The sequence below is a fragment of the Citrobacter sp. RHB36-C18 genome (genome assembly GCF_013814485.1).
Classification (GTDB): domain Bacteria; phylum Pseudomonadota; class Gammaproteobacteria; order Enterobacterales; family Enterobacteriaceae; genus Citrobacter; species Citrobacter braakii.
In genome coordinates, this window is the sequence record NZ_CP057125.1 from 3,228,415 (window position 1) to 3,247,224 (window position 18,810).

19 protein-coding genes are annotated in these 18,810 nt (G+C 51.5%); 14 read left to right on the top strand and 5 right to left on the bottom strand.

The features are described 5' to 3' along the window. The 11 genes from HVZ52_RS15520 to HVZ52_RS15570 all read left to right on the top strand — a co-directional run bounded on the left by HVZ52_RS15520 (position 1) and on the right by HVZ52_RS15570 (position 11,274). A complete protein-coding gene (locus HVZ52_RS15520; protein WP_101699844.1) occupies positions 1-2,139 on the top strand; it encodes a prepilin-type N-terminal cleavage/methylation domain-containing protein in 2,139 nt (712 codons plus the stop codon). Positions 2,140-2,155: 16 nt separating this feature from the next. Next, positions 2,156-2,611: a TcpQ domain-containing protein gene (locus HVZ52_RS15525; RefSeq protein WP_101699843.1), complete on the top strand. Its 456-nt coding sequence runs from the start codon at positions 2,156-2,158 to the stop codon at positions 2,609-2,611. A gap of 20 nt (positions 2,612-2,631) precedes the next feature. After that, the gene (locus tag HVZ52_RS15530; protein WP_131380953.1) at positions 2,632-4,074 is read left to right on the top strand and encodes a type II and III secretion system protein; all 1,443 of its coding nucleotides are present in this window, start codon (positions 2,632-2,634) and stop codon (positions 4,072-4,074) included. Between the two features lie 7 nt (positions 4,075-4,081). Then, a complete protein-coding gene (locus tag HVZ52_RS15535) occupies positions 4,082-4,627 on the top strand; it encodes a hypothetical protein (protein WP_016156034.1) in 546 nt (181 codons plus the stop codon). A 4-nt stretch (positions 4,628-4,631) separates the two neighbouring features. After that, positions 4,632-5,486 carry a hypothetical protein gene (locus HVZ52_RS15540; RefSeq protein ID WP_181598438.1) on the top strand — a complete coding sequence of 285 codons (855 nt, stop codon included), beginning with the start codon at positions 4,632-4,634 and terminating at the stop codon, positions 5,484-5,486. After that, complete coding sequence (locus tag HVZ52_RS15545) at positions 5,468-6,004, top strand: hypothetical protein (RefSeq protein ID WP_016156032.1); 537 nt, start codon at positions 5,468-5,470, stop codon at positions 6,002-6,004. The genes HVZ52_RS15540 and HVZ52_RS15545 overlap by 19 nt, the downstream gene beginning before the upstream one ends. 143 nt (positions 6,005-6,147) lie before the next feature. Next, the gene (locus HVZ52_RS15550) at positions 6,148-7,530 is read left to right on the top strand and encodes an ATPase, T2SS/T4P/T4SS family (RefSeq protein ID WP_131382555.1); all 1,383 of its coding nucleotides are present in this window, start codon (positions 6,148-6,150) and stop codon (positions 7,528-7,530) included. Then, positions 7,514-8,551, top strand: a complete 1,038-nt coding sequence (locus HVZ52_RS15555) for a type II secretion system F family protein (RefSeq protein ID WP_101699839.1) — start codon at positions 7,514-7,516, stop codon at positions 8,549-8,551. The genes HVZ52_RS15550 and HVZ52_RS15555 overlap by 17 nt, the downstream gene beginning before the upstream one ends. 12 nt (positions 8,552-8,563) lie before the next feature. Further along, positions 8,564-9,361, top strand: coding sequence for an A24 family peptidase (locus HVZ52_RS23150; RefSeq protein WP_103929041.1), 798 nt, complete (start codon positions 8,564-8,566; stop codon positions 9,359-9,361). A gap of 12 nt (positions 9,362-9,373) precedes the next feature. Beyond that, on the top strand, positions 9,374-10,150 hold the full coding sequence (locus HVZ52_RS15565; protein WP_241024957.1) for a M23 family metallopeptidase: 777 nt from the start codon (positions 9,374-9,376) through the stop codon (positions 10,148-10,150). Positions 10,151-10,164: 14 nt separating this feature from the next. After that, complete coding sequence (locus tag HVZ52_RS15570) at positions 10,165-11,274, top strand: hypothetical protein (RefSeq protein ID WP_103929039.1); 1,110 nt, start codon at positions 10,165-10,167, stop codon at positions 11,272-11,274. 82 nt (positions 11,275-11,356) lie between these two features. On the opposite strand, the gene pgl is transcribed toward HVZ52_RS15570, so the two are convergent. Further along, positions 11,357-12,352 (bottom strand): 6-phosphogluconolactonase, encoded by a 996-nt coding sequence (gene pgl, locus HVZ52_RS15575; protein WP_049042052.1) that lies wholly within the window; start codon positions 12,350-12,352, stop codon positions 11,357-11,359. Between the two features lie 165 nt (positions 12,353-12,517). Between pgl and HVZ52_RS15580 the strand changes: the two genes are divergently transcribed. Further along, the gene (locus HVZ52_RS15580; RefSeq protein ID WP_181598439.1) at positions 12,518-13,336 is read left to right on the top strand and encodes a pyridoxal phosphatase; all 819 of its coding nucleotides are present in this window, start codon (positions 12,518-12,520) and stop codon (positions 13,334-13,336) included. Here HVZ52_RS15580 and modC read toward each other — a convergent pair whose 3' ends face one another. The 4 genes from modC to HVZ52_RS15600 all read right to left on the bottom strand — a co-directional run bounded on the left by modC (position 13,337) and on the right by HVZ52_RS15600 (position 16,211). Further along, positions 13,337-14,395 (bottom strand): molybdenum ABC transporter ATP-binding protein ModC, encoded by a 1,059-nt coding sequence (gene modC, locus HVZ52_RS15585; RefSeq protein WP_016152328.1) that lies wholly within the window; start codon positions 14,393-14,395, stop codon positions 13,337-13,339. 2 nt (positions 14,396-14,397) lie between these two features. Beyond that, positions 14,398-15,087, bottom strand: a complete 690-nt coding sequence (gene modB / locus HVZ52_RS15590; protein WP_016152327.1) for a molybdate ABC transporter permease subunit — start codon at positions 15,085-15,087, stop codon at positions 14,398-14,400. Then, on the bottom strand, positions 15,087-15,860 hold the full coding sequence (modA, locus tag HVZ52_RS15595; RefSeq protein WP_016152326.1) for a molybdate ABC transporter substrate-binding protein: 774 nt from the start codon (positions 15,858-15,860) through the stop codon (positions 15,087-15,089). Before modA ends, modB begins: the two co-directional genes overlap by 1 nt. 201 nt (positions 15,861-16,061) lie before the next feature. Beyond that, positions 16,062-16,211: an AcrZ family multidrug efflux pump-associated protein gene (locus HVZ52_RS15600; protein ID WP_003023026.1), complete on the bottom strand. Its 150-nt coding sequence runs from the start codon at positions 16,209-16,211 to the stop codon at positions 16,062-16,064. 130 nt (positions 16,212-16,341) lie between these two features. On the opposite strand from HVZ52_RS15600, the gene modE reads away from it, so the two are divergent. Then, positions 16,342-17,130, top strand: a complete 789-nt coding sequence (gene modE, locus HVZ52_RS15605; RefSeq protein WP_016152325.1) for a molybdenum-dependent transcriptional regulator — start codon at positions 16,342-16,344, stop codon at positions 17,128-17,130. Positions 17,131-17,197: 67 nt separating this feature from the next. Continuing rightward, positions 17,198-18,670 carry a molybdate ABC transporter ATP-binding protein ModF gene (gene modF / locus HVZ52_RS15610; RefSeq protein WP_181598440.1) on the top strand — a complete coding sequence of 491 codons (1,473 nt, stop codon included), beginning with the start codon at positions 17,198-17,200 and terminating at the stop codon, positions 18,668-18,670. Positions 18,671-18,810 lie beyond the last annotated feature (140 nt).

Consider the following 18,810-nt stretch of genomic DNA (forward strand, 5'->3'; position numbering starts at 1 on the left):
ATGTCGTACAAATACCTCAAAAAAAACGTTCGCCCGCAGGCAGGTGTCACCCTTCTTGAAATGATTCTTGTGCTTGCCATTATCGGCATGTGTCTGATGACTTATGCAAATTATAAACGAAAAGAAGCACAGCAAAGTCACCAGCTTATTGTCGCTGATATGATCGTCCGTGATATTTCTGGCGTAATGCGCTTTATTGCGCAAAATAAATTGAATGTTCTGGGTGGCGGTGAAGAAGCCAACCCACTATTCGGGACGAAAAATACTAACGTCGCCATCGCGAATTATGATAATCGCGTCACCAATAAAACATTACAGGATCAACCCTATCCCAATACGGATACAGACAAGTTTTATTCCGGCTGGTCTGTTGGTGTATCAACGCAAGCCCAGGTGTCACCGACCCGGGGTTCTCGCTATCTGTTTCTGGGTAGTGAATGTAAAAATAAAGGAAAACTACCCTTCGCCCTTGCGGAGTCCATGCTGCCGTGTGAACTGCGCCCTGGCGCCGAATCGCTGGATCTGATGCTGGAACGCGTGGACTTCGTCAACAACATTCGGCAAGCAGGCACCAGCGGGCCAGGTATTGAACGTGTCGATTTCTACCTCACCTACCAGACAGAGGCCGAGAACGAAGGTCTCCATTTTGCCGGATTTATTAAGCCGCTGGAAAAAGCGCTGAAAAGCGTTGATCTCGGCTATCTGCAGGCGGTGGTGTTTGAAATCGAGGGTAACGGTAATTTTAGCCTGGTAACAACGGCCGCAGGCCAACCGCTGCAGATGGGGGACGTTCCCAATCATATGGACAGGCTCAATACAAATAAACGTTACGGCATTCGCTTAAGCTTAGACAAAAGCAGTGAAGATATTGCAGCCGATGGTTCTATTCCAACTGCCAAACTGTGCTGGAACGATGCCAAAGACGAGGCTGGACCGTGCATTACGGCGATTGATGAAGACCGCCTGCTGATTACCAGCAGCGATGCGGAAGGCAAAGATAAAAACGAACCGGCGATGTGCTGGAGCAGAGAGCAAAACAAGAGCACGCTATGCCTGGCGGCAATGAACAGCAACGGCGTCAATCCTGGCACGGATAACCCGGACGATCGCATTCTGCATCTGCGTACCAGCGCGGATAAAACAGACGGTAGCGAGGTGGAACCTGCTTCACCAAGTTCACTCAAAGGCACCACCGGCACGCTGTACGCCAATATCGTGATGGAAAATACCTCGCGCAAGCATCCGGAAAAATGGCATGTGGCTTACGATCAAGCAGAGGCGAATGCGCTTAAGGATGGCAAACAGGGTGGTGATAATGCCGAACGCGTATTTTCTGATGCCTTCAGTGGTCAGTATGAGCTGGTGACGCCCACCACCACCTTTTATCAGTCATTTAAAAACGATTATCCGCAGGGTAAAGGTCCGACAGGGGCTGATACTATTTATACAGCCGCAAATGATATTACAAATTACGCTGGTCTCTTAAGTGAGCCGGGCGTAATTCGTTTACCGTTGCAAACGTGTCCTAAAGTCACCGGTATCGATAAAGACGGTAACACCACGCTGCGAAGCCTCTATCCCCGCCTGTCGGTCGCCATATCATCGGTCGCGGCAGATGAGAATGCTGAAACAGACACTGGTTATACTGACTACACCCAGCAGGGGGCAACGCGTTTGAATACCGTTAAAACCCGCAACAAAGTGGGGGCGGTAGCGGGTGTTGCGATCCAGGCCAATATTGTGATTAACAAAGATACTGCAGCCCCTGCCAACGATCCGGTGAAAAGGGACAAAAACGGAACCTTTGAGGACTGGATCGCGGAAGACTGGTTCAAAGGTGCAGGTACCAAGGACGACCCCGCCCCCTTCTGGTTAATCAGCGCCACCTCGGCAATGATTAATCCCGATGGTGATGGTATCAATAAAATGAATCCGCAGTCTCTCTCAGTGGTGATTAACCAGTGGTGCAGCACGATCCCGCAAGGGGGAATGATTTCATCCGAAGGTTACGCCTGGAGTGAGGCGGTACCGAATAAGTATGTGCTCCATTCTCTTGTTGCGGAAGATAACGATCTTAAGTTTTACAAAGAAAACGGTAATGAACTTGATATTCCGGACCATGAAAGAATCACCTATTAATCATTGGAAGAGTAAGATGAAAAAAACATGGATAATTGGGGCTGCCGTGTCCGCATTATTAGGCAGCCAGGGAAGTTTTGCCGCCAGCGCACCAGCCGGGCAAAAAATTGACGCAGGGATGTTAACCACCACGCCAGTGAAAGAAAGTACAACCACGCCGCGAAATCCCTTTTCAGGGGATGATACGGTGAAAAGCGTCGCACCTGTCAGTGCGCCAGTAGTGGAAATAAAAATTGATTTACTGGAAGAGGAGTTATTAAGCCAGCAGCTCACAAAATGGGCGCAGCAAAATGGCTATAAGCTGCTCTGGAACAGCTCAACTGATTTTGTTATTTACAAGGCAATTCATTTGCAGGGTAAATCAATACAGGATGTGCTGGTTAAACTTGGACAAGTATTTACGTCAGAAAACTACGGGCTGGTGATTAAAGACTACCAGGCGAATAACGTACTGATCATTGATGAGCAGTAATTAAGCAAGGGAAAAATGCTATGAAAATTAAAGTTTCGCTTCTGGCGTTGACGCTGGCTCTTCAGGGTTGTACGTCTATTGATACCAAATACGATAAAAGTATTGTCCAGCAGGAAACCGGCAACCCGACCACTCCGGATGAGATGAAAACGACCGGTTATATGAAATATAACGAGCCTTATCTGGGCAAAAAGGTTGAATATAACTCCCGTAAACAGGCGCTGCTGCGTAAGCAGGTGAGTATTCAGTCTTACGAGCCTACCGATCTGGCGACAATTCTTGAGGCGGTGACCGCGCAAACCGGTATTAGCTACCGTATTAATACTTCCATTCCCGGTGGAAAATCGGATGCGGGGGAACCGGAGTTCCGTAGCGTTAAGTTCAACGGAACGTTTGAGGAATTTACCCGCTATATTTCCGCGCTATATGACGTGAACCCAGTGCTGGATAACAACGGCGTGCTGGTCGTCTCTTATTTCCAGAACTATGTGCTGAAGCTCGATTTTTACGGCGAAGAGAATAAGTTTGAGACCAGTCTCGATCTGTCCGGTAATCAAGCCACCTCCAGCGGCGGTCTGAAAGGCAAAGCCGAGACCAAATTTTCATCCAGCTTCTGGGACGACGTTGAGGATATGGCAGAAAAATTTGTCTCCAGCGGCGTTTACAGCATTTTTAAAGACGCCTCGATTCTGACGATCACCGCGCGCCCTTCAGAGTATCACGCGCTGAATGAGTCGCTGAAGAAATTCCAGGCGGATAATACCCGTCAGTTTGTCGTGACTTACAAAATATTTACCCTTGATAAGCGCAAAACGAAAGAGCTGGGCGGTGGGGTCAATATGACCTTCAACGACGGGACCTCCTCTTTTGGTATCGACAGCTCAGAAATGCTGATGAAGCTCTCCGGAGGCTTAACCGCAGGCTGGACCAATCAGCATATGAATATCAGCTCTCAACTGGATGCCCTGTACGAACTCACCGGCAGTAAGGTGATCCAGAGCGGTTCGTTTATTACCCGCAATAACATCCCTATTCCACTCAACATGACCACGTCGCAATATTATGTCTCCAGTCGCACCAGGGAAGAAGATTCCAATTCAGGAGACGTCAGTACGGAGGTGGAAACCACGGAACTGGTCACTGGTACCAGCTTTATTCTTACCCCGCGTATCTTAACGGACGGGCGAATTGAAGTGGCCAGCGGCTTTACCAAGCGCTACCTCAACTCAATCGATACCTTTGATGAAGTTCAACTGCCGTCGGTAAGCACGACGGAAATGTTTAACATTTCCACAATTACGCCGGGTAGCCTGCTGCTGGTCAGCAAATACGAAGCGAAAGAGGATTCTGACGGTCAGGGATGGTCGGTGCTGGCAGGCTCGGTTACCAACAGCGATCATGTCGAAACCGTGGTGATGGTAGTCGGTATTGATAATTACCGTGCCCCAACGCAGACCCGATGAGGGCATCATGCTTAAGCACTTATCAGAAAATCGGGTATTAATTGATCTGGTCTGGAGCTACGAGCCTGCCTCTCACGAGCCTTATTATCTTGACTGGTTATCACATTTGCGGCGAACCCATCGCCAGTTAACGGGCCAGTCTGATGAAGGGGAAATGGTTACGGGTTTCTGTACCAAACACTCCACCTTATATGAGCCTTTCGCCCTGTGGATGAAAGCCCTGTACGGTGACGGTATTTATTATTATGAGCAGGCGGAAAGCTGCTATTTCCTGATTATCTCGCACGGTGTTCCCGTTTCGGGCAGCGATCGTCTGGTCTCCAGACGCTTCTGGATGAAGCTGAAAGAACAGCTGAAAGAATCGCCACAGTATGCGGAGCTACCGTTAATTCAGTTAACGGAACAGCACATTGAGGCGGTGATTGAAGGCTGTACTGAACATCAACGGCGGCAGAAAAAGCGGCGACAGATGATGATCGGCGTTCTGATAGCAGGCGGCATCGTATTTTTACTGGTGTTTATGACACTACTGAAATTATTTATAAAAGGATGAGAACGTGGCGGTCTCTGAAAATCTCTATTTCTGGAAGCGTCGTAATATAGGGGGCGGTTCTACCGGGCGAGGAGGTAATATTATCGTCTGGGTCGTTACGCTACTGATTTTATTAGCTGGCGGCGGCGGGTCAGGCTATTACTATTTTATCTGGAAACCGGAGCAGGAACGATTGGCCAGAGTCCAGGCTGAACAGGCTGCCCGCCAGCAAAAAATCAAAGCTATCGAAGATTTTTATCGCAACTCGCTCACGGGCGGCAGCATTTCTGATGCCAGCCTGCTGCTGGAGCAGCTCTTGCTGGCGAATAAAAAACTGTCGCAGGTGGGCTTTGCGCCAAAAAGTATTGAATGTATCAGTACGGGCTGTTCACTCAGCTATGCGCTGAATCCAGGGCGGATATTTAGCGTGGCCGATATTAATCTCTGGGGCAAAACCTGGTCGCCCAGTTTTTCAAAAAACACGCTGGACTATACGGGCGTTGAGTCCGGGATGAATAAACACCCATGGCTCAGCGCCTGGCAGAGTAAAAACACGGTCAATCTGCCGGTCTGTACCGATGTATTAAGTTATATCAGCACCTGGAACTCATTAGGCGGACGAAATACTGAACTGGTATTAACGGGGATGCCCTCCTCTGCCGTCGAGAAAAATGAAAGCGCGCTGAAAAGTGCGGTAACGTCATTCGGCATGCTGTTCGCCGGTTGGACGATCACCTCACCGACCCAAATGGATATCTCGGGCGTGTCGCTGGTGTTGAATAAGCAACCCTTTGCCGACGCGTTTATTATCAAATCAATCGTATTCAATGAAAAATCAACGCTTGTTACCGGAGGACTGGCATGCAAAAAGGGAAATTAATTATTGCGGGAATAGTGTTGACGCTTTCACCTGCTCTTTACGCCGCAGATACGGCAGAAATCATCCCTGCGCAGGAGGTTGTACAAGCGGAAGGCACGCCGCCGTTAAGCGACGTATCGCCGATGCAGGATCACGTTGTTGAGATGATAGAAAAAGATTTCAACTTCGAGAGCCAGTACCGTGAGCTGGTGAATCAGCTTGCGCTGGAAAAAGTCCGCAGCGAGCTGCGTAAGCTACGCGGTGAGAAAAAGGCGGATAGCGTAGCGGTTATGCCGGTGAGCACCGCCAGCACAATGGATGATATTAGCGCTTCCCCAGGAGCAACGTCAGAATCTGCGCCTGGGCTGCGGCCGCTGCTGATTTCCGAAATCGCGGGTCAAAAACGCGTGGCGATTGCCGGCGCCGACGGCGGCGTGAAGATGGTGCCGCTGAATCAGCGTTTTAGCTACGGCGGTTATGACTATATTGCGCGTCATAACCAGGCAAATGACGTGACGGTCGAGGTTGTGGGTAAGTGATCGATTATATCCAGTTTAACGAGGAGAACATTCATTCTCAGGAGTGGCAATTCCAGGAGTATGACAGCGATATTCTGGTTGCTGAACATGCGGATGAAGCCTGGTTACTGGTATCCACGCCTTTGATTGATAATCTGGCGCCAATGCAGGCGGTGTGCCACCGCCTGCAGGTTTCCCATAATATTCAGGTTAAGGGAATAGCGCAGGTTACTGAGAAAAATTATTACCTGATCGTTGAACAGCTGCTGTCGGCAGGAAGTAAGCTGCTTGAGCAGGAAAGCAGTAACACACAGCTTGCGCTGGAAGAGATGCTGAAAAAGGCCGTGGCGTTGAAGGCCAGCGACCTGCATATCACGCGTAATGATATGGTGGCGAATATTGAGCTGCGCATTAACGGCGTGCTTTGTCCGTTTATACAGATGAAGGCGTCACGCTGCGATGAGCTGGTGTTCGTGCTCTACAACGTTGAGGCAAGCACCCGCGACACCACCTGGAACCGCAATATTGCGCAAAACGCCAATATCCTCTATTCGCTGGCGGGGAAAAGCTACCGCTTCCGCTATGCGCACTATCCGATATTTGGCGAGACCAGCGATTGCTATCACGCGGTATTGCGTATTATTCCATCGGGTCTGGACAGAGCCAGCGTCGCGAGCCTGGATAAGCTTGGCGTTTCCGATGAGGAAATTAGCGACCTCAAAAGGATCCTGAGCAACCCCTACGGGGCTTATATTATTGCCGGAACAACCGGTTCGGGAAAATCCACTACCCTGAAAAATCTGATGGAGTGGATGCAGATCAACCGCTATGACAATCGCGGCTGTTTTCTGACCGTAGAAGATCCGGTCGAATATCAGATCTATGGCGCGACGCAAAGTTCGGTATTAAGCGGCGAATCCGGAGGATTCCATTCGGCGATCAAATCCTCGCTGCGTCGCGACCCGGACGTACTGATGGTGGGGGAAATTCGCGACAATATCTCTTCTAACGCGCTGGCCGGGGCGGTGGAAAGTGGTCACTACTGCTTTACCACCGTGCACGCAGGTAACATCGTTTCGTTATTGCAACGCTTATCCGCGCTCGGGATTACCAGCGATAAGCTTTCAACGCCGGGCTTTATTGCGGGCTTACAGTGCCAGAAGCTAATACCAGTACTGTGCCCGCAGTGTAAAACGTCGTTACGGACCACCGCCATTAAGGGACGAGAATTCCAGCTTTATGAAAAAAACGCTGAAGGCTGTCCGGCCTGCAAACATACCGGTATTGGCGGACGCCAGTTGGTGATGGAGTATTTGCTGCCGGTGTATGACGAGCTGGAGGCCATTGCTGAACAGAAATGGCTTAAAGTTTATACCGTCTGGCGCGCGAAGCGATTAAAACAGACCGGCCTGAGCGAAGGATTCGAAATTAAAGAAAAAACGATGGCGGCGGTACTTCAGGGACGCGTGTGCGCGACCTGGTTTCAAATGGAATTTGGACAAGTCGTTCATGAAGAACTGGAGGTAATAGTTGAAAAAATTCGGTAAGAAACAGCGTATTTATCTTTATCAGTTTTGCGCAGACATGATTAACGCTGAGCTTCCGCTATATGACGCGTTGCAAAAATTACGCGCGGAAGGGGAAAAACTGCTCGGCAAAGGATTTGCTAAACGTCTGGAAGAGCTGACAAGCAAAATGGCGAAAACCACCTCCATTGCGATGGTTTTCGAGGGGCTGGTCCCTGAATCTGAACTGAGCGTAATTAACGCGGCGGAACGCAGCGGCAGCCTGGCCGACGGTTTTATCACCCTGGTAAACGTGATTAATTATAACGACGAGCTGCGCAAGAAAATTGTCGGTGCCATCACCTTCCCGCTCATTATGCTGGTCCTGTCGCTGGTGGTAATTGCGGGTTATGCCTATAAGGTGTTCCCGGCTTTTGAAAGCGTGGTACCCGTTGAGAAATGGCCTGGCGTCACCCGCGCGCTCTATATTTTTGGGATGGCGCTGTGTAAAGGGCTGTGGATATATATCCTCATTGGATTTATTGCGCTGGTTACCGTGATCAAAATAGCAATGGGCAAAATGACCGGGAATATTCGTAATCAGTTTCTTGACCGAATTATGCCGTTCTCAACGTATAAGCAGTTGACTGCCTCTATTTTTCTCAACAACCTGGCGCTGATGTTAAAAAACGGCATTCCGCTCAACGATGCGCTCAGCATTATTAGCCTGAACTCCAGCCGCTGGCTGCGCTGGCACCTGGCCGGGATGCAGAAGAAAATGGCGGCGGGCGTCAGCTATGGTGAAGCGCTCAACTCGGGTTTACTGAACACGGAAACGCTGCTCAATATCAGCCTTTACGCCGCTCTACCTTCGTTTAATGAGGTGCTGCTGGCGGTATCGAATAAATCACGTGAACACATTCGGGAATATATCACTAAACTTTCCGGGTTATTAAGAGCGCTCTCCACGCTGATATTAGGCGGTTGCGTTATTTGGGTTTTTGCCGCGTTGTTTGCGCTCAGCGACAAGCTGGCGGCGATGGGCGCCAGCGGTTCTTTTTAGGAAAATTAAATCATGGAACTGTTAATGCCATGGATGGTGGCTATTTTTATCCCACTTGGATTGCTGTTTGGCAGCTTAGCCAACGTGATTATTTATCGTCTGCCGCTGATGCTTGGCGTAATAGATGAGGATGATTCAGAAGGGGCGGCTGTTAATTTGTGGTGGCCGCCGTCGCACTGCCCTGCCTGTAAATCGGATATTAAGCCCTGGGATAATATTCCGGTTCTCAGTTGGCTGTTACTGAAGGGCAAATGCCGCCAGTGCGGCATTGCGATCCCGGTTATTTATCCGGTTTCTGAACTGGCGATGGGGCTGGTATGGGGGGCGCTGGCCTGGTTTTACCTGCCGCAATGGTCTCCTCAGCTCGCGCTGGCATATGCGCTGTTGTTTATGGTGCTCTACAGCGCGGCGGTTATCGATTTTAAACATCTGATTCTGCCAGACGCGCTGGTCTTCACCGTGCTCTGGGGCGGGCTACTGCTTGCTGCATCGGGGTACTCCATGGTGCGGGTGAAGGACGCGGTTTATGGCGTCGCCGCCGCCTGGCTTCTGTTGTGGAGCGTGATGAAGCTGTGGGAGACATTATGCAAACGTGACGGTCTGGGTTACGGCGACGTCAAGCTCTACGCCGCCTGCGGGGCATGGCTTGGCTGGCAGCGCCTGCCGGAATTACTCTGCTTTTCGGCGCTGGCCGGGCTGCTGTTTTACGCCGGTGTGCGGTTCTTTTATACGCAAGAGGATGACAAACATCGCTTTTATATTCCGTTCGGTCCGGCTATCGCGCTGGTCGCGTTTTTACTGCTGCTCTGACGGGGGTCGATCGTGTCGTGTCTGATATGGAGCATATGGCTGACAATGTCGCCGCTGGCGACGACCAGCTGCGAGCAGGCCTGGCAGCAGGCTTTCGTTCCGTCATTACAGGCGGCGCAAATGTGGTCAGAAGAGAACCTGAGGATGCCGTCCAGCGCTGCGGCGGTGGATGATGATAACGCCCCAGTACGCTTTATCTGGCCCGTGGCGAAGCGCCAGATCAGCTCAGGATTTGGACAACGCCTGCACCCTGTGCTGGGGCGCATGATGCAGCATAAAGGGATGGATATTCCTGTGCCATTCGGCAGCAGCGTGCATGCAATTGCCGACGGCGAAGTGGTGGAGAGCGGCTACGGTCGCGGCACCGGGTACTTTATCACACTCCGTCATGCGGACGGCTGGCAGAGCCGCTATTTTCATCTCGCCTCTACACGGGTGCGAAAAGGCGAAAAGCTGACGGCGGGCGAAGAGATCGCCGCATCCGGCAGCAGCGGTTTTAGCACCGGTCCCCATCTGCACCTGGAAATTGCCTGGCGGGGCGTGGCGCTCGACCCGCAACCCTTGCTGAACAACACCCCGATGCTGGCGCGCGCCGGGCGGGCGTCCACGGAAGAAAAATCCGACGCTCAACCTCGGGTGGTGCTGGTTTCTCAGGGACCGGGCGGAACCCGGATTACCGTCCGGTTTAACAACAAAACGCGCACCGTGGCACCAGGTAGTATGGTGTTTGGCGACTATCAGGTCGTGCTGTTGCGCAGTGGTAAATATCAGATTATTTCCGTCGCATAAAGAGGGAGTGACAAATGAAAAGGACTGTTTTATCGGCAGGGCTGATCTCGGCAATGCTGCTTTTTAGCACAAGTGCAATATCTTCGAATAATGCTCCCAATTCAGGAAAAGACGTCAGCGCAAATTTTGGTTTTCTGACACGCACGTCGGCCTCGCTGGGGCCGCATTATTTTACCGTTCGGGTAACGGCAGATAACTTTAGTCGGCAATTTAGTACTGATGCTATACAATCGTTTGGCGTGAACGTGTACTGGAAAACGAAAGGGTACGATCAGGATAAAGGTCGTAATAATCTTAGTGTTACTGCACCAAATTTACCGCGTTGTCCATTTAAAGAGGAAAGGCAATGTGATAACGGTAGAGACAAACTTAGAGGTAATTCGGAGGCTTCGTCAGAACACCTTGAAGGTTTGGTTTATAGTTATCTCGAGATTGACAATGGTATTTATATTCAGGGCAAGGTCCCCGATAAATTTAACAGAGTGACACGGTTCTTTAAACATCGCTATGGCGGTTACGAGTATCCACCGGCGAATAAGCAGGATGAGGTGGACGATCCTAATGTCCGGCTCTCAGCGATCTTTTTTTCCCAAAGCGACGCCCCCTGTGATAAAGCAGGCAGTCGATTCTGTGGTGGCCAGGATGGACATCAAGTCCCTAAAGACATACTTATATCAAGTAACGATCTGGAATATCTCGTTATTGAAGTCATTGGTTTCCAGCATACAAATAAGACAATGTTTAAAAAGGACGCCTTTTATACCTTCCCTATTGCGGCTGTGAAATATGTTCCCACGGGGCAGGGCAAGAAAATGAAGATATTAAGAACGGATAGGCATGCCAAACCAGGAATGGGGATGGAAATGTTTGCGGCTACTTTCCCTTCGTCGCCCCCCAATAGAGATACGGGGGGATATTGGGATGTCGGTGCTACGTCTATTCATGGTGATGCAACTGAAATCGATTTCACGAACATTGATGTTCTCAAGGTGGGGCTTTCCTATAATTATCAATACCCAGACTGGGAGTTTCCTGAAACTACAGGGATTTATTTTAAATTAGAAAAGACGGATTTAATATGTTTCCCCTGGGCCGATGCTAAGTGTGTTTATCCGTTGAAATAACTTATTTTCCCCGCGAGGTTCACACGGATGTGAACCTCGCTTTTTATCTTTGGACAGGCTTTTCCTGCTCTGACTGATGGCGTTAGTACGCGTTCACCACGACCCACATCGGGCCCTGCCCCACTGCATAACGCCCCTTCTCTGCCAGCAGCCCCTGCTCGCCAGCAATCTCATACACCGCGATATGGTGCGATTTTTGCCCGGCAGCAATCAGGTATTTACCGCTGTGATCGATATTAAACCCGCGCGGCTGAGTTTCAGTAGGCTGGAAACCCTCTTTGGTCAGCACGCTGCCATCTTCAGACACGCTAAAGATCGTAATCAGGCTGGCGGTGCGGTCACAGGCGTACAGATGACGACCATCCGGTGTAATGTGAATATCCGCTGCCCAACGGGTATCAGTGAAATCAGCCGGCATCATATCCAGCGTCTGCACACACTCAATCTTGCCGTACGGATCTTTCAGCGCCCAGACGTCAACGGAGCTGTTCAGCTCATTCACACAGTAGGCAAATTGCTTATTCGGATGGAACGTCATATGACGCGGGCCAGCACCTTCAACGGTGGTCACTTCAGCCGGTTCCTGCGCCACCAGATGTCCATCATCGCTTACCTCAAACAGACAGATACGATCCTGTTTCAACGCCGGAACCCACAGGATACGGTTATCCGGTGAGATGTTGGCCGAGTGGCAGCCGTCCAGACCTTCAACCACGTCAACCTGTTCCACCGGCAGGCCATCTTCCAGACGCGTGACGCTCACGCTCCCGGCGTTATAAGAGCCGACAAACACGAAACGTCCCTGATGATCGGTAGAAATATGCGTCGGGCTACCCGGCAGCGCAGACTCCGCCGCGAAGGTCAGCGCACCGTCATCAGGTGCAATGCGGTAAGCCAACACGCGAAACTCCGGGCGCACGCCAACATAGAGGTAGCGCTTATCCGGGCTGACGACCATCGGCTGTACCTGACCCGGCACATCAACCACCTGCGTCAGCGTCAAAGAACCATCATGATTCAGGCTCCAGACGTGGATTTGCTGACTTTCAGGGCTGGCGGTATAAACGGTTTGCTTCATGAATACTCCTTTGCTTTTTGGCAGGTGGCTGCAATTGCCTGACACACGCCTAAGGTAGACGCTTTTAACGGTGAATGCTTAATTAAGGCGCAGAATTTTGTCCGGCTCCCGTCTCGGTGTACCATTCCAGCAGACAAAATTCTCAACCTTAATCTGGAAATAACTATGACCGCACGCGTGATTGCCCTGGATTTAGACGGTACCCTGTTGACCCCGAAAAAAACCTTGCTGCCATCCTCTGTTGAAGCGCTCGCGCGCGCCAGAGAAGCAGGATACCAACTTATCATTGTCACAGGTCGCCATCACGTTGCTATTCATCCTTTTTATCAGGCACTGGCGCTGGATACACCTGCAATTTGCTGCAACGGCACCTACTTGTATGATTATCAGGCAAAAAAGGTACTGGAATCCGATCCCCTACCGGTAAACCAGGCATTACAGCTGATCGAAATGCTGGATGAACATCAGATCCACGGGCTGATGTATGTGGATGAGGCCATGCTGTATGAGCGCCCAACCGGGCATGTGGTGCGTACCGCTAACTGGGCGCAAACCCTGCCGCCGGAACAGCGCCCGACCTTCACCCAGGTGCCTTCGCTGGCGCAGGCCGCACATGACGTTAACGCCGTCTGGAAATTTGCCCTCACCGACGAAGATATTCCGAAACTGCAGCAGTTTGGTAAGCATGTTGAACAACAGTTGGGGCTGGAGTGTGAATGGTCCTGGCACGATCAGGTCGACATTGCCCGTAAAGGCAACAGCAAAGGACGACGCCTTACCCAGTGGATTGAAGCACAGGGCGGGTCAATGGAAAACGTCATTGCCTTTGGTGACAACTTTAACGATATCAGCATGCTGGAAGCCGCAGGTACCGGCGTGGCGATGGGTAATGCGGACGACGCGGTCAAAGCCCGCGCCAACATCGTAATTGGTGACAACACCACCGACAGCATCGCGAAATTTATCTACTCCCACCTGCTGTAATCACGCGGTAATCGATACGCTCTTAATTTGCGCGTACAGCCACAGGCCAGGTTTGATACCCAGTTCATCCCTGGCCCACGGGCTGATCCTCGCCCACAGCGTTTTACCGCCCACTTCAAGCTGAACCTCCACCTGACCATTATCGTCATAGCACTGCGCGACTTTCGCCCGCAGCACGTTACGAATACTGGTCTGCTGCGGCGGTTGAAGCACCAGCGAAACATCAGATGCCTGAATACGAATACGCAGCGCAGTTTGCAGCGGTTGATCCAGCTTATTGACCCATAGATGCTGATCGCCAAGCGCCAGTGCAGTCATTGCGTAATGTGGATGATGTTCCAGCACGCTGACTTTCAGAATGCTGCTTTGCTGTTCCTTTGGTAGCCACGGGTGCATCACGCTGCTGCCCCAGACATCTTCCAGCGAACCGAACGCTTTGACCTGCCCGTTTTCCAGCACCATCACTTTGTCTGCCAGGTGCAAGATTTCATCGAGCGAGTGGCTGACGTACAGCATCGGAATATTAATTTCACGCGCCAGGCGTTGCAGGTAAGGCAACAGTTCGCGCTTACGCGGGATATCCAGCGAGGCTAACGGCTCATCAAGCAACAACAGTTCCGGCGCGGTAAGCAGCGCCCGACCGATGGCTACGCGCTGTTTTTCACCGCCAGAAAGACCGCCAGGCAGACGGTCAAGCAGCGATTCAATGCCCAACAGGGCCACCAGCTTATCAAACTGTCCGGCCATACTTTTCGCCATACCGTAACGCAGGTTGCCGCGCACTTTATAATGCGGAAACAGGCGCGCATCCTGGAAAACATAGCCCACCCGGCGTTTTTCGGGCGTTAAACAGATACCGTTCTCGACGTCGTTCAAAACCCGTCCGTTAAGCACGATGCGCCCGGACTGCGGCTGCGTCAGGCCGCTGATGGCGTTAATCAGCGAGGTTTTACCCGCGCCGGAAACGCCAAAAATAGCGGTGATCCCACTGGCTGGCAGCGTTTCGTTGAGCGTCAGACAATGCGTCCCCAGCGTCTGGGAGAAATTAAGTTCCAGCATGATTACCGCCCCGTCCGTTCACGGCTAATACGCGCCAGCCATTCAGAAATCAGCAGTGAAATCAGCGCTAACACAATAGAAATGATACATAACCTTGCCGCCGCGCTTTCGCCGCCGGGGGTCTGGATCAGGGTATACATCGCCGACGGGATAGTGCGGGTTTCGCCAGGAATATTGGAGACAAAGGTAATCGTTGCGCCAAATTCCCCGAGGGAACGCGCGAACGCCAGCACCGTACCGACAATAATGCCAGGTAGCATCAGCGGTAAAGTAATCGTGACAAATACGCGCCAGCGTCCAGCGCCCAGCGTGCGGGCCGCCTGCTCCAGCTTGACATCGACACCTTCCAGCGCCAGACGAATAGCCCGTACCATAAGCGGGAAAGACATCACCGCCGCAGCCAGTACCGCACCGCGCCAGCTAAAGGCAAAGGTAATGCCAAACCAGTCGTACAGCCATTCGCCAATGAATCCGCGGCGTCCCATGGCAACCAACAGCAGATAGCCCACCACGACCGGCGGCAGTACCAGCGGCAAATGCAGAACGCTGTCGAGCAGCGCTTTGCCCGGGAACTTGCATCGCACAAGCAGCCAGGCAAAGAAGATCCCAAACGGCAGACTAAACAACACAGCCAGGGAAGAAACTTTCAGGCTCAGTATAACGGCCTGCCATTCAGGATCGGTCAGTATCATTACTTGGTCGTAAATCCATAACGTTTAAAGATTTCAGCAGCCTGCGGCCCTTTCAGGTAATCATAGAACGCGCTGACCGTTGCGTTTTTGTGCCCATCAACAATTGCGATAGGGTATTCCACTTTTTTGTGTGAATCTTCCGGGAAAGTCGCAACAACTTTTACACCCTTGCTGGCGACAGCATCGGAACCATAGACGATCCCCAGCGGCGCTTCGTTACGCTCTACCAGCGCCAGCGCACCGCGCACATCTTCGGCAGGTGCCAGTTTCGGGGCCAGAGTATCCCATGCCCCCAGTTTTTGCAGCGCTTCTTTAGCATAAATGCCCGCCGGAACATGTTCCGGATCGCCAACAGCCAGACGCCCACCATTTAACAAACGGGTCCAGTTGGTTTTGCTGTCGATGGTGAAGTCTTTCTGCGCACTGTCTTTCGGTGCGACAACCACCAGGCTGTTACCCAACAGCGTTTCACGCGTGGCGGTATCAATCGATTTTTTGTCTACTGCGTAATCCATCCATTTCTGATCGGCAGAGATAAACAGATCGGCCGGAGCGCCTGCTTCAATCTGGCGCGCCAGCGTGGAAGAAGACGCAAAAGAAGAGACAACGTCAACGTTCTTCTCTTTTTTGTATTGCGTCGCAATATCCTGCATCGCGTTAGTCAGTGAAGCCGCTGCGAAAACAGTAATTTTTCCTTCATCCGCCAGCGCATGCCCGGCAACAGTAAGAGAAAGTGTTGCCCCGGCAAACAAGCGTAACCATGTACGTGCCATCTGTAACTCCTTTGCATTTCGTTATGTAGCCGCAAATATAACGATTAAACCAGGATTTTCCCAGTGGTTATTGATACCAATTTGAGGTTACACGAAGAAAATATCGGCAGGGAAAGCAGGATCTTGAGAAACGGTAGACAGAGAAAACGGGTTGGAAGGTGTAAAAAATATAAACGCCCGACTGAGCGGGCGTTTGGGGAATCAATGATTCTGTCTGGACTGGTCTTTTTGACCGATACCGGAGAAAATGTTGAACACTTCACCCAGTCCGTAAATCAGACCCAGAATGATGGCCATTACCACAGGTACCATGATTACGGCGAATACCAGACTTTTCAATAACTCTAACATGGTCAACTCCAGATGTAGTCCTTAGCTGTATTCTAACCACATAACGCAGAAAAGCACTCCCCTTTTGTGCGGTCGACTTTGCTCAGGCACGGTTTTCCGTCACAATACCCTTTTTTGCCAGGAGCTTGTGATGCAGGCCGAAATCCTTCTTACGCTGAAACTTCAGCAAAAACTGTTTGCCGATCCCCGTCGCATTTCTCTGCTTAAGCATATTGCGCTTTCCGGCTCTATCAGTCAGGGCGCGAAGGATGCAGGTATTAGCTACAAAAGCGCCTGGGATGCGATTAACGAAATGAACCAGCTCAGCGAGCAGACGCTGGTTGAGCGCGCCACAGGCGGCAAAGGCGGCGGCGGCGCGGTATTAACGCGCTACGGCCAACGCTTAATTCAGTTGTATGATTTGCTGGCGCAGATCCAACAAAAAGCCTTTGATGTTTTGAGCGATGACGATGCGCTACCGCTCAATAGCCTGCTGGCGGCTATCTCTCGATTTTCACTGCAAACCAGCGCCCGTAACCAATGGTTTGGTACAATCACCGCCCGCGACCACGATCAGGTCCAGCAGCATGTCGACGTCCTACTGGCCGATGGCGAAACGCGCCTGAAAGTGGCGATCACTGCGCAAAGCGGCGAGCGTCTGGGTCTTGAGGAAGGCAAAGAAGTACTGATTCTGCTGAAAGCGCCATGGGTGGGAATCACTCAGGACGACGCCATCGCTCAGGCCGCCGATAACCAGTTGCAGGGCACGATTAGCCATATTGAACGCGGTGCGGAACAGTGTGAAGTGCTGATGACGTTACCAGACGGCCAGACGCTGTGCGCCACCGTTCCGGCCCAGGACGCCGCAACGTTGCAAGAAGGCGCTAACGTCACCGCCTGGTTTAATGCAGACAGAGTGATTATCGCCACGCTGTGCTGAGTAGATTGACATCAGCCTGAAGAACACGTATCCCTGTTATTAATCGCTGCAAATAATGGGATACAAAATGTCATCGTTGCAAATTTCGCAAGGCACGTTTCGTCTTAGCGACACAAAAACGCTCCAGTTAGATGCGTTGACGTTAAACGCGGGTGATAGCTGGGCATTTGTTGGCGCTAACGGGAGCGGGAAATCCGCGCTGGCCCGCGCACTGGCGGGTGAGCTGCCGCTTCTGAAAGGCGAGCGCCACTGTCAGTTCACGCGTATTACCCGACTCTCCTTTGAGCAGCTACAAAAGCTAGTCAGCGACGAGTGGCAGCGAAACAACACCGATCTTCTTAGTCCCGGTGAAGACGACACCGGGCGCACCACCGCCGAAATCATCCAGGATGAGGTCAACGATCCCGCCCGCTGCGCTGCGTTGGCGCAGCAGTTTGGCATTTCTTCCCTGCTCAACAGGCGTTTCAAATACCTTTCCACCGGTGAAACACGCAAAACCCTGCTCTGTCAGGCGTTAATGTCCGCGCCGGATTTACTGATCCTTGATGAGCCGTTTGACGGGCTGGACGTGGCGTCACGCCGTCAGTTAGCAGAACTGCTCGCTGAGTTGCATCAGGCCGGCTTTACGCTGGTGCTGGTACTTAACCGCTTTGATGAAATTCCCAAATTCGTGCAGTTTGCTGGCGTACTTGCCGATTGCACACTGACAGAAACCGGCGCAAAAACCGACCTTCTGCAACAGGCATTAATCGCTCAGCTTGCCCATAGCGAGCGGCTGGAAGGAATTCAGTTACCTGAACCGGACGAGCCTTCGGTGCGCCGTACGTTGTCAGATAACGAGCCGCGAATTGTGCTTAACGATGGCACGGTCTCGTATAACGATCGCCCTATCCTTCACCATTTGAGCTGGCAGGTAAATCCGGGGGAACACTGGCAAATCGTCGGCCCCAACGGAGCGGGAAAATCAACTCTGCTCAGTTTAATCACCGGCGATCACCCCCAGGGCTACAGCAACGACATGACCCTGTTTGGCCGTCGCCGTGGCAGCGGTGAAACTATCTGGGATATCAAAAAACACATCGGCTACGTCAGCAGCAGTCTGCATCTGGATTACCGGGTGAGTACCACAGTTCGCAACGTTATTCTCTCTGGTTATTTTGATTCAATCGGCATCTATCAGGCCGTTTCCGACAGGCAGCACAAGCTGGTGCAACAGTGGCTGGATATCCTTGGCTTCGATAAACGTACCGCGGATGCGCCATTTCATAGTCTTTCCTGGGGACAGCAGCGGCTGGCACTGATTGTTCGCGCGCTGGTTAAACACCCGACGTTGTTGATCCTTGACGAGCCTTTGCAAGGGTTAGATCCGCTCAATCGCCAACTGATTCGCCGTTTTGTGGATGTGCTAATCGGTGAAGGTGAAACTCAACTGCTGTTCGTCTCTCACCACGCCGAAGATGCCCCAGCCTGCATTACCCATCGACTGGAGTTTGTGCCCGAGAACGACATCTACGCCTATCGACTAACGTCTCTGCGTTAGTTTTCATTGCAGGGCGTTTATCACGCCCTTTTTTTCTGCTTTTTTTCAGACAAACGCTGAAATAACAACCTAACATAATGATTTAAAATAAAATAACCATTAAAAATGCGTGAAACTTATGGAGTGTAAACGATTCCACT

Excerpts from the sequence above, each read along its gene's own strand:
- HVZ52_RS15520 (WP_101699844.1), top strand. The coding sequence starts at position 1 with ATGTCGTACAAATACCTCAAAAAAAACGTTCGCCCGCAGGCAGGTGTC.
- HVZ52_RS15525 (WP_101699843.1), top strand. The coding sequence starts at position 2,156 with ATGAAAAAAACATGGATAATTGGGGCTGCCGTGTCCGCATTATTAGGC.
- HVZ52_RS15530 (WP_131380953.1), top strand. The coding sequence starts at position 2,632 with ATGAAAATTAAAGTTTCGCTTCTGGCGTTGACGCTGGCTCTTCAGGGT.
- HVZ52_RS15535 (WP_016156034.1), top strand. The coding sequence starts at position 4,082 with ATGCTTAAGCACTTATCAGAAAATCGGGTATTAATTGATCTGGTCTGG.
- HVZ52_RS15545 (WP_016156032.1), top strand. The coding sequence starts at position 5,468 with ATGCAAAAAGGGAAATTAATTATTGCGGGAATAGTGTTGACGCTTTCA.
- HVZ52_RS15550 (WP_131382555.1), top strand. The coding sequence starts at position 6,148 with ATGCAGGCGGTGTGCCACCGCCTGCAGGTTTCCCATAATATTCAGGTT.
- HVZ52_RS23150 (WP_103929041.1), top strand. The coding sequence starts at position 8,564 with ATGGAACTGTTAATGCCATGGATGGTGGCTATTTTTATCCCACTTGGA.
- HVZ52_RS15570 (WP_103929039.1), top strand. The coding sequence starts at position 10,165 with ATGAAAAGGACTGTTTTATCGGCAGGGCTGATCTCGGCAATGCTGCTT.
- pgl (WP_049042052.1), bottom strand. The coding sequence starts at position 12,352 with ATGAAGCAAACCGTTTATACCGCCAGCCCTGAAAGTCAGCAAATCCAC.
- HVZ52_RS15580 (WP_181598439.1), top strand. The coding sequence starts at position 12,518 with ATGACCGCACGCGTGATTGCCCTGGATTTAGACGGTACCCTGTTGACC.
- modC (WP_016152328.1), bottom strand. The coding sequence starts at position 14,395 with ATGCTGGAACTTAATTTCTCCCAGACGCTGGGGACGCATTGTCTGACG.
- modB (WP_016152327.1), bottom strand. The coding sequence starts at position 15,087 with ATGATACTGACCGATCCTGAATGGCAGGCCGTTATACTGAGCCTGAAA.
- modA (WP_016152326.1), bottom strand. The coding sequence starts at position 15,860 with ATGGCACGTACATGGTTACGCTTGTTTGCCGGGGCAACACTTTCTCTT.
- HVZ52_RS15600 (WP_003023026.1), bottom strand. The coding sequence starts at position 16,211 with ATGTTAGAGTTATTGAAAAGTCTGGTATTCGCCGTAATCATGGTACCT.
- modE (WP_016152325.1), top strand. The coding sequence starts at position 16,342 with ATGCAGGCCGAAATCCTTCTTACGCTGAAACTTCAGCAAAAACTGTTT.
- modF (WP_181598440.1), top strand. The coding sequence starts at position 17,198 with ATGTCATCGTTGCAAATTTCGCAAGGCACGTTTCGTCTTAGCGACACA.